At 72.0% G+C, this 14331-nt stretch carries 11 protein-coding genes; 8 read left to right on the top strand and 3 right to left on the bottom strand.

Annotated features, from left to right (window positions below; translation table 11 throughout):
• Positions 1 to 106 precede the first annotated feature (106 nt).
• The 6 genes from N8I84_RS18240 (at position 107) to N8I84_RS18215 (ending at position 7617) form a co-directional block, all read left to right on the top strand.
• Positions 107 to 1357 carry an amidohydrolase family protein gene (locus tag N8I84_RS18240; RefSeq protein ID WP_263230534.1) on the top strand — a complete coding sequence of 417 codons (1251 nt, stop codon included), beginning with the start codon at positions 107 to 109 and terminating at the stop codon, positions 1355 to 1357.
• Positions 1358 to 1392: 35 nt separating this feature from the next.
• The gene (locus N8I84_RS18235; RefSeq protein WP_263230533.1) at positions 1393 to 2298 is read left to right on the top strand and encodes a TIGR03619 family F420-dependent LLM class oxidoreductase; all 906 of its coding nucleotides are present in this window, start codon (positions 1393 to 1395) and stop codon (positions 2296 to 2298) included.
• A gap of 13 nt (positions 2299 to 2311) precedes the next feature.
• Positions 2312 to 3088: an SDR family NAD(P)-dependent oxidoreductase gene (locus N8I84_RS18230; protein ID WP_263230532.1), complete on the top strand. Its 777-nt coding sequence runs from the start codon at positions 2312 to 2314 to the stop codon at positions 3086 to 3088.
• Positions 3089 to 3209: 121 nt separating this feature from the next.
• Positions 3210 to 4328 (top strand): LLM class flavin-dependent oxidoreductase, encoded by a 1119-nt coding sequence (locus N8I84_RS18225; protein WP_263230531.1) that lies wholly within the window; start codon positions 3210 to 3212, stop codon positions 4326 to 4328.
• A 110-nt stretch (positions 4329 to 4438) separates the two neighbouring features.
• Positions 4439 to 6169: an N-acyl-D-amino-acid deacylase family protein gene (locus N8I84_RS18220; RefSeq protein ID WP_263230530.1), complete on the top strand. Its 1731-nt coding sequence runs from the start codon at positions 4439 to 4441 to the stop codon at positions 6167 to 6169.
• Positions 6166 to 7617: an aldehyde dehydrogenase family protein gene (locus N8I84_RS18215; RefSeq protein ID WP_263230529.1), complete on the top strand. Its 1452-nt coding sequence runs from the start codon at positions 6166 to 6168 to the stop codon at positions 7615 to 7617. Before N8I84_RS18220 ends, N8I84_RS18215 begins: the two co-directional genes overlap by 4 nt.
• A 15-nt stretch (positions 7618 to 7632) precedes the next feature.
• Here the strand turns inward: N8I84_RS18215 and N8I84_RS18210 are convergent, their stop codons facing one another.
• Positions 7633 to 8025 carry a nitroreductase family deazaflavin-dependent oxidoreductase gene (locus N8I84_RS18210; protein ID WP_263230528.1) on the bottom strand — a complete coding sequence of 131 codons (393 nt, stop codon included), beginning with the start codon at positions 8023 to 8025 and terminating at the stop codon, positions 7633 to 7635.
• Positions 8026 to 8131: 106 nt separating this feature from the next.
• The gene (locus N8I84_RS18205) at positions 8132 to 9658 is read right to left on the bottom strand and encodes a CehA/McbA family metallohydrolase (protein ID WP_263230527.1); all 1527 of its coding nucleotides are present in this window, start codon (positions 9656 to 9658) and stop codon (positions 8132 to 8134) included.
• A 222-nt stretch (positions 9659 to 9880) separates the two neighbouring features.
• Between N8I84_RS18205 and N8I84_RS18200 the strand changes: the two genes are divergently transcribed.
• On the top strand, positions 9881 to 12469 hold the full coding sequence (locus tag N8I84_RS18200; protein WP_263230526.1) for a bifunctional FO biosynthesis protein CofGH: 2589 nt from the start codon (positions 9881 to 9883) through the stop codon (positions 12467 to 12469).
• Positions 12470 to 12511: 42 nt separating this feature from the next.
• Here N8I84_RS18200 and N8I84_RS18195 read toward each other — a convergent pair whose 3' ends face one another.
• A complete protein-coding gene (locus N8I84_RS18195; RefSeq protein ID WP_263230525.1) occupies positions 12512 to 13024 on the bottom strand; it encodes a DUF2165 domain-containing protein in 513 nt (170 codons plus the stop codon).
• A gap of 159 nt (positions 13025 to 13183) precedes the next feature.
• Between N8I84_RS18195 and N8I84_RS18190 the strand changes: the two genes are divergently transcribed.
• Positions 13184 to 14299, top strand: coding sequence for an ADP-ribosylglycohydrolase family protein (locus N8I84_RS18190; RefSeq protein WP_263230524.1), 1116 nt, complete (start codon positions 13184 to 13186; stop codon positions 14297 to 14299).
• Positions 14300 to 14331 lie beyond the last annotated feature (32 nt).

Below are 14331 nucleotides of genomic sequence, written 5' to 3'. Positions count from 1 at the left end.
TCGCACACGCTCTTCGCATATCCGGAGCGCCCCGTCTGCCCCTGTTCCGAGCAGCCCCGGCCCGCAGTAGCTGACGGATCGTCAGATAAGCGCTACCTTCACCGGCATGGAGACCTCAGCGACCGGCACCGGCGCCGCCTTCCCGAAGATCATCTCCGTCGACGACCACACCGTGGAGCCACCGGACGTCTGGCAGGACCGCCTCCCGGCGAAGTACCGGGGCATCGGTCCGCGTATCGTCCGCGCGCCCCTGAAGGAAATGACGTTCCTGGGCGGCAGGTTCGCCCCGGCCATGGGCTCCCCCGGCGACGAGGGCCCGCTCGGCGACTGGTGGGTGTACGAGGACCTGCACCGGCCCCTCACCCGCCTCGACACCGCCGTCGGCTACAGCAGGGACGAGATCAGGCTCGAGGTGATCACCTACGAGCAGATGCGCCCGGGCTCGTACGACGTCCCGCAGCGCCTCGCCGACATGGACGTCAACCACGTCCAGTCCGCCCTCTGCTTCCCCACCTTCCCGCGCTTTTGCGGACAGACCTTCACCGAGGCCAAGGACCGCGAGCTCGGACTGCTGTCCATCAGGGCGTACAACGACTGGATGGTGGAGGAGTGGTGCGGGCCCGAGGCGCACGGACGCCTCATACCCCTCACCCTCATCCCCCTCTGGGACGCCGGACTCGCCGCCGCCGAAGTGCGCCGCAACGCCGAACGCGGCGTCCGCGCCGTCGCGTTCTCCGAGATCCCACCGCGCCTCGGCCTGCCCTCCGTCCACACCGACGACTGGGACCCCTTCCTCGCCGCCTGCGACGAGACCGGGACGGTCATCGCGATGCACATCGGGTCGAGCAGCAGGATGCCGTCCACGTCCGCCGACGCCCCGCCCGCCGTCGGCTCCACGATCACCTTCGCCAACTGCTGCTTCTCGATGGTCGACTGGCTGATGAGCGGCAAGTTCGAGCGGTTCCCGAACCTCAGGGTGATGTACGCGGAGGGGCAGATCGGCTGGATCCCGTACATCCTCGAGCGCGCGGACGTCGTCTGGGAGGAGAACCGCGGCTGGGGCGGCGTCGCCGACAAGGTCCACCGCCCGCCGTCCGAGCTGTTCGCCGAGCACGTCCACGGCTGCTTCTTCGACGACGCCTTCGGCCTGCGGAACCTGGACGCCGTCGGGGTGGGCAACGTCCTGTACGAAACCGACTATCCCCACTCCGACTCCACCTGGCCCAAGTCGCGCGAGGTCGGCGAGGCGCAGATGGGGCATCTGGAGCCGGACGTCGTCGAGCGGATCGTCCGGCGCAACGCCATCGAGCTGCTGGGGCTCACGGAGGACGGTCTGTGGCCGGGCGGCAGGCGTTGAACGGGCCCCTGCGGGACAGGACGCTCCGGTACGGGATGCAGCTTCCCGTCCAGTCGCAGTCCACGCTCTACGCCGAGTCCTGGGAAGCCGGGGCCGGTCCGGGCGACCTCGTCGCGGTCGCCCGGGCCGCGGACGCCGCCGGGTTCGACTACGTCGCCTGCTGCGACCACGTCGCCGTCCCGCGCCGGCTCGCCTCCGCCATGGGCACGGTCTGGTACGACCCGGTGGCCACGCTCGCGCACCTGGCCGCCGTCACCGAGCGGGTGCGGCTGCTCAGCCATGTCGCGGTCGTCGGGCTGCGGCATCCGCTCGTCACCGCCAAGCAGTACGCGACCCTCGACCGCCTCTCCGGCGGGCGGCTCGTCCTCGGGGTGGGAGCAGGGCACGTGCGCGAGGAGTTCGAGGCGCTGGGGGTGGACTTCGGGCGGCGCGGGCCCCTGCTCGACGAGGCGATCGACGCGCTGCGTGTAGCCCTCGGGCCCGAGGAGTTCCCGGTCCACCACGGGAAGGCGTACGACTTCGAAGGGCTCGGGCAGCGGCCCCGGCCCGCTCAGCCGCACATCCCCTTCTGGGTGGGCGGCTCCTCGCCCGCCGCCGTTCGCCGGGCCGCGCTCAAGGGGGACGGCTGGCTGCCGCAGGGGGATCCGCGCCACCGGCTGCCCGCGCAGATCGCCCGGATAGGGCGACTGCGCGAACAGGCCGGGCTGGACGGCCCCTTCACCGCGGGCGCCATCACCGAGCCCCTCTACATCGGTCAGGTCCACTGGGACGTCGGCCGGCGCACTGTCGCCGGCGCCCCGGAGGCGATCGCCGAGTCCCTGCGGGCCTACCGCGCGATGGGCGTGGACCAGATCCAGGTGCGGTTCCGCAGCCGGAGCCGCGCCGAACTCACCGACCAGATCACGGCGTTCGGGGTCGAGGTCGCGCCCCGCCTGAACTGAGGAGGAAGGCTCCATGGGCAAGCTGGACGGGCGCGTCGTCATCGTCACCGGGGCGGCGCGCGGGCAGGGCGAGCAGGAGGCGCGGCTGTTCGCGGCGGAGGGCGCCCGGGTCGTCCTCGCCGACGTGCTCGACGACCAGGGGGAGGCGCTCGCCAAGGAGCTGGGGCAGTCGTACGTGCACCTCGACGTGGCCCGCGAGGCCGACTGGGCCGCCGCCGTGGCCGTCGCGAAAGGGGCGTACGGGCATATCGACGGGCTGGTCAACAACGCGGGCATCCTGCGGTTCAACGCGCTTCTCGACACGCCCCTGGACGAGTTCATGAGCGTCGTCCAGGTCAACCAGGTCGGCTGCTTCCTCGGCATCCGGGCCGTCGCTCCCGAGATCGCGGCGTCCGGGGGCGGCACCATCGTCAACACCGCCTCCTACACCGCGATGACCGGGATGGCGGCCGTGGGCACGTACGCGGCGACCAAGCACGCCGTCCTCGGCCTCACCAGGGTCGCCGCGATCGAGCTGGCGCCGCGGGGGATACGGGTCAACGCCGTGTGCCCGGGGGCCATCGACACCCCGATGTCCAATCCGGCCCGACTGGACCCCGAGGCGGACCCGCAGGAGACGTCCCGCGCCCTGGACGGGCTGTACCGCCGGCTCGTACCGCTCGGCCGGGTCGGCAGGGCCGAGGAGGTGGCGCGGCTCGCGCTCTTCCTGACCTCGGACGACTCCTCGTACATCACCGGGCAGCCGTTCGTGATCGACGGCGGGTGGCTGGCCGGGGTCTCGGTCGTCTGAGGGTCCACCCAATGATCTGACCTACCGTCAGCTATTGACGGTCCAACGGGGCGGTGCGACAGTCGGCGGCAAGCCAATCTGACGATACGTCAGGTAGACACTCGTGGGGACGGTGACCTCCGTGGAATTCGGGCTCTTCGTACAGGGATACGTCGGCAAGCGGGCCGAGACCGACCCGCTCGCGGAGCACAAGGCGCTGATGGAGGAGACCGGGTACGTCATCCAGGCGGACAGGTCCGGCTTCAAGTACGCCTGGGCGTCCGAGCACCACTTCCTGGAGGAGTACTCGCACCTCTCCGCCAACGACGTCTTCCTCGGCTACCTCGCCCACGCCACCGAGCGCATCCACCTCGGCTCCGGGATCTTCAACCCGCTGGCCCAGGTCAACCACCCGGTGAAGGTCGCCGAGAAGGTCGCCATGCTCGACCACCTCAGCGGCAACCGCTTCGAGTTCGGCAGCGGACGCGGTGCCGGCTCCCACGAGATCCTCGGCTTCCTGCCCGGCATCACCGACATGAACTTCACCAAGGAGATCTGGGAGGAGACCGTCGCCGAGTTCCCGAAGATGTGGCTCCAGGACGAGTACGAGGGCTTCCGGGGCAAGCACTGGTCGCTACCGCCCCGCAAGGTGCTGCCCAAGCCGTACGGGAAGTCGCACCCCGCGATGTGGTACGCCGCCGGGTCCCCGTCCTCGTACGCCATGGCCGCGAAGAAGGGCCTCGGGGTGCTCGGCTTCAGCGTGCAGAAGGTCTCCGACATGGAGTGGGTGCTGGAGCAGTACAAGACTGCGATCGTGGACGCCGAGCCCGTCGGGGACTTCGTCAACGACAACGTGATGGTGACGAGCACCGCGATCTGCGCGCCTACGCACGAGGAGGCGATCCGCATCGCGGTGAACGGCCAACTGCACTACCTGCCGTCCCTCGTCTTCCGCTACCACGACACCTTCCCGCGCCCCGAGGGCTTCCCCGTGTGGCCGGAGACGCTCCCCGAGTACACCGAGGAATTCCTCGAACTGCTCATCGAGGAGGAACTGCTCATCTGCGGCGACCCGGACGAGGTGCTGCGGCAGTGCAAGAGGTGGGAGCAGGCGGGCGCCGACCAGCTCAGCTTCGGGCTGCCGGTCGGGATACCGAAGGAGGAGACGCTCCAGACGATCCGGCTGATCGGCGAGCACGTGATCCCGAAGATCGACACGGATCCGGTTCACCGGACTACGCGGTTCCGGCAGAGCGCCTGATCGCCGTCGGGCCGCGGGCCGTCCGGCGGCTGCGGGCCCGATGTGGCTGGTCGCGCAGTTCCCCGCGCCACTTCAGGGCGCCCCACCGGAGTTGAAGGAGGCGAGCCGTCGTGCTCGACCACGTCATCAAGGGCGCGACCGTCGTGGACGGGACCGGCGCCCCCGCGTACACGGCCGACGTGGGGATACGAAACGGCCGTATCGTGGCCGTCGGCGCGATCACCGAGGAGGCCGGGAGCGGCGAGGACGCCACCGGTCTCGTCCTCGCCCCCGGCTTCGTCGACCCGCACACCCACTACGACGCCCAGCTGTTCTGGGACCCGTACGCGACCCCGTCCCTGAACCACGGGGTCACCACGGTCGCGGCCGGCAACTGCGGCTTCACCCTCGCCCCGCTGAACCCGGCGCGGCCCGAGGACGCCGACTACACCCGGCGGATGATGTCGAAGGTGGAGGGCATGTCCCTGGTCGCCCTGGAGGAGGGGGCGCCCTGGACATGGCACTCCTTCGGGGAGTACCTGGACGCCCTCGAAGGGCGGATCGCGGTCAACGCCGGTTTCATGGCGGGGCACTGCGCGCTGCGACGGTACGTGATGGGCCCGGACGCGGTCGGCGGGCAGCCGACGGACGAGCAGCTGGACGCCATGCTGCGGCTGTTCCACGAGGCCATGGACGCGGGCGCCTGGGGGCTCTCGACCACGCAGTCCTCCACCCACTCCGACGGTGACGGGCAGCCGGTCGCCTCCCGGCACGCACGGCCGGAGGAGCTTCTGGCACTCGCCAAGGCGGTCGGCGAGCACGAGGGCACACAGATCGAGGCGATCGTCGCGGGCTGCCTGGACCAGTTCAGCGATCCGGAGATCGACCTCCTGGCGGAGATGAGCGCGGCGGCCGGACGGCCCCTGAACTGGAACGTCCTCACCATCGACGCGGCCGTCCCCGAACGCGTGCCGCGTCAGCTCTCCGCGAGCGAGCGGGCCCGGAAGGCGGGCGGCCGGGTGGTGGCCCTCACCATGCCCATCCTCACGCCGATGAACATGTCCCTGGGCACCTTCTGCGCCCTCAACCTGATCCCCGGCTGGGGACCGATCCTGGGTCTGCCCGTGCCCGAGCGGACCGCGAAGCTGCGCGACCCCGGGGTCCGGGCGCAGATGCTGCGCCGCGCCCACTCCAAGGAGGCCGGTGTCTTCCGCCGTCTCACCGACTTCGGGCGGTACGTCATCGGCGACACCTACAGCCCGCGCAACGAAGGCCTGACCGGACGCGTCGTGAAGGACATCGCGGCCGAGCGCGGCCAGGACCCCTTCGCATGCCTGGTCGAGATCTGCGCGAACGACGAGCTGCGCACGGTCCTGTGGCCCATGCCCACCGACAACGACCCCGGCTCCTGGGCCCTGAGGGCCGAGACCTGGCGGCACGAGGACGTCCTGCTCGGCGGCTCCGACGCGGGCGCCCACCTGGACCGCATGTGCGGGGCGCCGTACACGACCCGGTTCCTCGGGGACTGTCTGCGCGGCCGGAAGCTGGTGCCGCTGGAGCAGGCCGTGAAAATGCTGACGGACGACCCCGCGCAGCTGTTCGGGCTCCGGGAGCGCGGTCGGGTGCGGGAGGGCTTCCATGCCGACCTGGTCCTCTTCGACCCGGAGCGGATCGACGCCGGGCAGGCCACCCTGGTGCACGACCTGCCGGGTGACAGCCCGCGCCTGGACTCGCGGGCGATCGGGATCCGGGCCGTGTGGGTCAACGGCGTCGAGGCGATCCGGGACGACGTGGTGACCGGGGCCGTACCGGGGAAGGTGCTGCGCTCCGGGCGGGACACCAGGACGGTGAGCACCACGTGACCGAGCGGCAGCGGCTGTTGATCGGCGGGGCCTGGGTGGAGCCGGACGACGGCCACTACCGGGTGACCGACCCGGCGACCGAGGGGATCGTCGGGTGGGCGCCGGAGGCCTCGCGGGAGCAGGTGCGGGCGGCCTGCGCCGCGGCCCGCGAGGCGTTCGGGCCGTGGTCGAGGACGCCGCCAGAGGAGCGGGCGGCGGTGCTGGCGCGGACGGCCGACCTGATCCAGGGCCGCCTGGGGCCGTACGCCGAGCTGGCGCAGGCGGAGAGCGGCGCGACGACCGGGACGGCGCGCGGGATGCAGGTCGGGGTCGCGGTGGCGCGTTTCCGACGGTACGCGCGGGTGGAACCGGTGGAGCAGCCGCTGCCGCCGCAGATCAACGAGGCGGGGCCGTTCGGCCCGGCGACCGTCATGGGCGCCCTGGCCGTGCGCCAGCCCGTTGGCGTGGTCGCCTGCGTCACCTCGTACAACAACCCCTGGGCGAACCCGGCCGGCAAGGTCGCGCCCGCGCTCGCGATGGGCAACACGGTGGTCGTGAAGCCGGCCCCGCAGGACCCGCTGTCGGTGTACCGCATGGCGGAGGCACTTCAGGAGGCGGGCGCGCCGCCGGGCGTGGTGAACGTGGTCGGCGGGGCGCGCCCCGAGGTGGGCGAGGCGGCCGTGGACTGCCCGGACGTCGACATGGTGAGCTTCACCGGCTCGACGGCCGTGGGGCAGCGCATCGCCGAGGTGTGCGGCCGGTCCGTGAAGCGGCAGCTGATGGAGCTGGGCGGCAAGGGCGCGGCGCTCGTCTTCGACGACGCGGACCTGGACGCGGCGGTGGCCGGAATCGGCACCACGTTCTCCTTCTACAGCGGACAGATCTGCACGGCACCGACACGGGTGCTCGCGCAGCGGGGCGTGTACGACCGGCTGGTCGACCGACTGGCGGCGTACGCCCGCCACTTGAAGGTCGGTGATCCGCGTGAGCGGGACACGGTGGTGGGTCCGCTGATCTCGGCGGCGCACCGGGACCGTGTGGAGGCGTACGTCGAACTGGGCCGCAAGGAGGGCGCACGGCTGGTCACCGGCGGCGAACGGCCTCCGCACGACCGCGGCTTCTACGTCGCGCCCACCCTCCTCGCGGACTGCACGCCCGACATGCGGGTGGTCCGGGAGGAGATCTTCGGCCCGGTGGTCGTGGTGGTCCCCTTCGACGCGGAGGAGGAGGGCATCGACCTGGCCAACGCCTCCGACTACGGCCTGATCGACTACGTCTGGTCGGGCGACGTGGCCCGCGCCTTCCGCGTGGCGCGCCGGCTGCGCACGGGCGGCGTCGGTGTGAACACGGTCGGCCGCAACATGGAGGCGCCGTTCGGCGGCTTCAAGAAGAGCGGCGTGGGCCGCGACGTGGGCTCCTACGCCCTGCACGCCTACAGCGAGTTGCAGGCCGTCGTGTGGCCGGGTTGATCCGGACGAAAGACCCTAGCCGTCCAGGTCCACCCGTACCGTGAGCAGCTGCGCCCCGAGGGCCCGTACCGCCATGCCGTTCATGCGCGGCAGTTGCTTCAGGCGGGCCCGGGGGTCGTCGTCCGGGAGCAGGTGGGCCGTGCCCGTGTGCCAGCGGCCCAGGATGCGCACCTGGACGCGTGGATTCGCCTGGATGTTGCGGACGTACTGGGACCTCTCGCCGTATTCCGATACCAGCCAGAAGGAGTTCCCGACGCGGCGGCCGCCCACCGGGGTCTGGCGCGGCAGCCCGGACACGCGGCCCGTCGTCTCCAGCACCGTCTGGAGGGGCAGGCGGCGCAGCACCGGGTTCATCCGGCGCTGGAACGCCGTGACGGCACGGTACTTGCGGTCGACGAAGTCCGACATCGTCCCTCGCTCTCCTCGACGGCGGGACACTGCTGGCCACTCCGCGCAGTCTCGCAGACCGGGGACCGGGGCGCGCGGAGAACAGCCGCGCGCCCCGCGGATGCGTTTACGCCCCGCCCAGGAAGATCGGGTTGGTGAACGCGGCCAGCGCACCCGGCACCGGGCCCGCAGCCGCCTCGTGCCGCAGCTCGGCGCGGACGTAGGCCGCGTAGGCCGGTGTCGTACGCCATTCGGCCGTGCCCGAGCCGGTCACCGGCAGCGGGTCGCTCGTGAACAGCACGCCCTGGTCGGTGATGAAGCGGACCGTGCAGCGCGGTGCGCCCCGCACCTCCAGGCGGACCGTGACCGGGGTGTCGCGGTCCACCCGCAGCCGTTCGCCGATGCCCGCGTGCTCGCCGCGGCTGCCCGAAGCGGTGAAGGCCAGGGAGACGTTCTTCGACTCGGCGACGTACGAGCGGCCCGCGCGGAGGCCCTCCTGGACCGCCTCGCGGGTCAGGTCGTCGGCGAGGACCACCGTCTGAGGGCTGCCCACCGCGTCCGGGTCGCGGTGCGCGTCGCTGTTGCCCATCGCAGGCAGCCACCGGCCGTGGCCCTCCCGGACCGACGCCACCAGCGTGTTGTCCCACTCCGCGAGCGTCACCTCGTCGTCCGGGGTGTAGGGGCCGTTCCACACCTCCACCGCGTCCGCCTCGCCGAAGCCGAACTTCCAGCCGCAGCCGACGCAGGTGGCGTGCGGATGCGCCGGGACGACCAGACCGCCCGCGCGGCGGATCTGCTGGGCGAAGCGGGCCCAGCGGTTGTCGCGGGCCCGGTAGCGCCAGTCGATGAACGTGCCCGGGTCGGTGCCCAGCGCCACCACGTGGCCGTTGCGGGTCGTCACCTCCTCGCCCGTCATGATCAGCAGGTCGTCGCCCGCCTGGTCGGCCCAGTGGGCGTGCGAGGAGTGCGTGTTGTGGTCGGAGCTGTTGATGAAGTCCAGACCGGCCGCCCGGGCCAGCGCCGCGATCTCGGCGGGCGTGCGGCGGCCGTCGGAGTACCAGGAGTGCAGATGGCAGTCCCCGCGGTACCAGGCGCGGCCCCGGCCCACGGCCCGGGACGGCGGGTACACGGGCTTCGGGGTCTCGCTCTGCGCGCCGTGGGTGAGCGTGATCGTGACCTCGTACGTCAGGCCCTGCGGCGCCACCGTGTACGGGCCCAGCGCGATGTGCCAGGTGCCGGGGCGGATGCGGCCCGGGATGTAGCCGGGGGTCGCGTCGTCCGCGCGGAGGAAGAACTCGCTGCGCGCGCCGCCGGACCAGCCGCGGAAGCCCTTGCCGCCCAGCTCGGTGCCGCGCTCGTCGAAGATGCCGATGTCCAGGGCGTTGCCCGGGGTGCCGGCCGGGACGGACGGCCTGTCGTAGGTGTAGGCGACGTGGATCTCACGGACGCCCTCGGGGACGTCGACGGGCAGGTACACGAAGTCGGGGGAGCCGGTGGGCAGCGTGCCGCGCACCGTCCTCGTCTCCTGGTTGTCGGCCGCCTCGGCGGTGGGGCCCTCGGAGAAGCTCACGGTTCCCAACGTAAGCGCGGCGGCCGCACCCGTCACGAACAGCGCGCGTCTTCCCATGCCGGTGCCGTGGTCGTCCTCGCACATGCTGCTGCTCCCGGTGTGTCGGATGACAGGGGTGGTGCAGGGATGCACACACCACTGTGGTGTCCACCCGTGAACTCCGGTGCACGGGAAGCCGATCGGCAGCCAGGTGCCGGCATAACAGCGGATGGCCGCGGCGACGGTGACGCCCTGTGGCGGGTGAACCGCCCCACCGACGCACGTACGTCCTGTATGACCTGATCAACGCATACGTATGCTCGAGGGATGACGACTTCCGCGACCTCCGGAACCGGCCCCACCGAGAACTCCATGCGTCGCGCCCTCAAACGCGCCCGAGAAGGTGTCGCGCTCGACGTCACCGAAGCCGCGGTGCTGCTCCAGGCTCGCGGCGCGCACCTCGACGACCTCGCCGCGTCCGCCGCCCGGGTGCGCGACGCGGGCCTCGAGGCCGCCGGCCGGCCCGGCGTCATCACGTACTCGAAGAGCGTCTTCATCCCCCTCACCCGCCTGTGCCGCGACAAGTGCCACTACTGCACCTTCGTCACCGTGCCGGGCAAGCTGCGCCGCGCCGGGCACGGGATGTTCATGTCTCCGGACGAGGTCCTCGACATCGCCCGCAAGGGCGCCGCCCTGGGCTGCAAGGAGGCCCTGATCACCCTCGGCGACAAGCCGGAGGACCGCTGGCCCGAGGCGCGCGAGTGGCTGGACGCGCACGGCTACGACGACACGATCGCCTACGTACGGGCCATCTCGATCCGGATCCTGGAGGAGACGGGCCTGCTGCCGCACCTCAACCCCGGTGTGATGTCCTGGACCGACTTCCAGCGGCTCAAGCCGGTCGCCCCGTCGATGGGCATGATGCTGGAGACGACGGCGACCCGGCTGTGGTCGGAGCCGGGCGGCCCCCACTACGGCTCCCCCGACAAGGAACCGGCGGTCCGCCTGCGGGTGCTGGAGGACGCCGGCCGCTCCTCCGTCCCCTTCACCTCCGGCCTCCTCATCGGCATCGGCGAGACGTACGAGGAGCGCGCCGAGTCGCTGTTCGCGCTGCGGAAGGTGTCCCGCGCCTACCACGGCATCCAGGAGCTGATCATCCAGAACTTCCGCGCCAAGCCGGACACGGCGATGCGCGGGATGCCGGACGCGGAACTGGACGAGCTGGTCGCCGCGGTGGCCGTGGCCCGGCACATCATGGGCCCCTCCGCCTGTCTGCAGGCACCGCCGAACCTGGTCGACGGGGAGTACGAGCGGCTCATCGGCGCCGGCATCGACGACTGGGGCGGGGTGTCGCCGCTGACCATCGACCATGTGAACCCCGAGCGGCCCTGGCCGCAGATCGAGCGGCTGCGGGAGCGTTCCGCGGCGGCGGGCTTCGCCCTGCGGGAACGCCTGTGCGTGTACCCGGAGTTCGTCCGGCGCGGGGAGCCCTGGCTGGACCCGCGGCTGCGCCCCCACGTGGCGGCGCTGGCGGACCCGGAGACGGGCCTGGCGCGTGAGGACGCCGTGGTCGAGGGGCACCCCTGGCAGGAGCCCGAGGAGGTGTTCGTCGCGGCTGGACGCACCGACCTGCACCGCACGATCGACAGCGACGGCCGTACGGGCGACCGGCGGGACGACTTCGACGAGGTGTACGGCGACTGGGAGGCGCTGCGGGAGGCGGCGGCGCCCGGTATGGCACCGCAGCGCATCGACGCCGACGTACGGGCGGCGCTGCGCACGGCCGCCGACGACCCGACGCGACTCACGGACGACGAGGCGCTGGCGCTGCTGCACGCGGACGGCCCGGCGCTGGACGCGCTCACCCGCATCGCGGACGACGTGCGCAAGTCGGCGGTCGGCGACGACGTGACGTACATCGTCACCCGGAACATCAACTTCACGAACGTCTGCTACACCGGCTGCCGTTTCTGCGCGTTCGCGCAGCGCCGCACGGACGCGGACGCCTACACGCTCTCCCTGGAGCAGGTCGCGGACCGTGCCCAGCAGGCCTGGGACGTGGGCGCGGTCGAGGTGTGCATGCAGGGCGGCATCCACCCGGACCTGCCCGGGACGGCGTACTTCGACATCGCGAAGGCCGTGAAGTCCCGCGTCCCCGGCATGCATGTGCACGCCTTCTCCCCGATGGAGGTGGTCAACGGGGCGACCCGCACCGGCATGTCGATCCGCGAGTGGCTGACGGCGGCGAAGGAAGCCGGCCTGGACACGATCCCCGGCACGGCGGCGGAGATCCTGGACGACGAGGTCCGGTGGGTCCTGACGAAGGGCAAGCTGCCCACGGCGACCTGGATCGAGGTCGTCACGACGGCGCACGAACTGGGCATCCGCTCCTCGTCGACGATGATGTACGGCCACGTCGACCAGCCCCGCCACTGGCTGGGCCATCTGCGCACCCTCGCCGGCATCCAGCAGCGGACGGGCGGCTTCACGGAGTTCGTCACCCTGCCCTTCATCCACACCAACGCCCCGGTGTACCTGGCGGGCATCTCTCGCCCCGGCCCGACGATGCGGGACAACCGCGCGGTCACGGCGATGGCGCGCCTCCTGCTGCACCCGCACATCCCCAATATCCAGACAAGCTGGGTGAAATTGGGTACGGAAGGTGCGGCCGAGATGCTCCGCTCGGGCGCGAACGACCTGGGCGGCACCCTGATGGAGGAGACGATCTCCCGCATGGCGGGCTCGTCCTACGGCTCGTACAAGTCGATCAGGGAACTGATCGCGGTCGCGGAGGCGGCGGGCCGCCCGGCCAGGCCGCGCACGACGGTCTACGGCGAGGTCCCGGAGGAGCGACAGCGGGCGGCGGCGGCATCGGACGGGCACCTGCCGGAGTTGCTGCCGGTGCTGGAGAACTGAGCGCCCCGGCACGTCACCTGCCGGGGGCTTCGCCGACGACCCTCAGCGCTCGTCCCGAGTCGCCCCCGGCAGGTGCGTCACCAGCAGCACCACCCCGGTCAGGACGATGACCCGGATCGCCGCGTCCAGGCCGTTCCAGGTCTTGGACTGCCACATCGCGAACCACTCGCCGCCTATCGCGACGAACCCGGCGCCGAAGAGCAGCAGGAGCATCAGCAGGCCGGTGTCCGAGAACCACCTGGCGCGCGGGTGGTGGCGGGCCCACAGGTAGGTCGCGGCGATCAGGATCAGTGCGGCGGCCGTCTCCCAGACGATGATCGCCACATACGCGGCGTCCTCCCAGGTGTGCGAGGTGATGGCGCGCCACATCAGGTCGTCGTCCTTGAAGGTGGTGTCCATCGCGAGGACGTGCCGGACGAACTGCTGGTTGGTGCCGAAGTCGGTGATGTTCCCGAACGCGACGAGCGCGATGTGGAGGGCGACCGTACCGGTGAGGAGGGTCGCGGCGAGGGGCAGCGCGGTCCGGGCGTGGGGGCTTCTCGTTGTTTCGGCCATGATCCAACTATGGAGACGGCTTTCGGCCGCTCACAGAGGATTTTCGGGCGGTCACGGAAGTGTGGTGTGCATGACGTTCCGCAGCTCTGAGCCGGACGCCCCCGCTCGATTACAGTGCTGCGCGTCTGAGGTGCGTGCGGTGCCGTGAGGAGGCCTGGGGTGAGTGCGACAGCCGGTGCCGTCTGGGGGCGCGCCGAGCAGCAGGACTTCCGCAGCCGGGTGCGCGGCACGCTGCTCGGCGTGGCCGTCGCCGACGCCCTGGGCGCGCCGGTCGACGGGCTCACCCTGGAGGAGATCCGGCAGGCCCACGGGCCACAGGGGCTGACGGACCTGGCGTTCGGGCACGGCCGGCGTGGCGCGATCACGCACCACACGCAGCTCACCCTGTTCTCCGTGGACGGGCTCATTCGCGCCCAGGTCCGCCGTGACACGGGCGCCTGGCATCCGCCGACCGATCTGCACCGGGCGTATCTGCGCTGGGCGGCCACCCAGCGGGACTGGGGTCCCGACGAGCGGCGCAAGGAGGACGGCTGGCTGGCCCGCGAGGAGTGGCTGTACGCCCGGCGCTCGCCGGCCCGGGCCTGTCTGCTCGGCCTCGGCGACGACACGATGGGCACGCTGGACGCGCCGAAGAATCCGGGCGATCAGGGGCCCGAGGCCGCCGTGCGCTCCGCACCGTTCGGCCTGCTCGTCGGGTGGGAGCCGCAACTCGTGCTGCAACTGGCGGCCGAGTGCGCGGCGCAGACGCACGGGCACCCCACGGCGTACCTGGCGGCGGGCGCGTACGCCGTGATCCTGCACGCGCTGGCGCGCGGGGAGAGCCCCGACGCGGGCGTGCAGCGGGCCCTGGCGCTGCTCGCCCCGCGGCCGGGGCAGCAGCAGGTCGCGGACGCCCTGCAGCACGCCCTGGGGGCGGTACGGCAGGGCATGCCGACGCCCGACCGGATCGAGGAACTGGCCGGGGACGGTACGGCGGCCGGGGCGCTGGCGGTCGCCGTGTACTGCACGGTGGTGGGGGAGGACGTCCGGCACGCGCTGTGCCTCGCCGTGAACCAGGGGGGCCCGTCGGGGGCGGCGGGGGCTCTGACCGGTGGCCTGCTGGGGGCGCTGCACGGCGAGACGGCCCTCCCGCCGGCCTGGCTGGCCGAGCTGGAGGGCCGTCCCACGATGCTGGTCCTGGCGGACGACTTCGCGATGGAGATGACGCAGGGCGCCGCGCTGCACGGCCCCACGGGGTCCGCGCCGGGGTGGCTGGAGCGGTACCCCCGGGCGTAGGGCCGCTGTTGCCCCGGCCACCGCCCTGGGGC

The organism is Streptomyces cynarae, assembly GCF_025642135.1.
In the GTDB taxonomy this organism is placed as follows: domain Bacteria; phylum Actinomycetota; class Actinomycetes; order Streptomycetales; family Streptomycetaceae; genus Streptomyces; species Streptomyces cynarae.
This window is presented reverse-complemented; position numbering and strand designations above follow the sequence as displayed.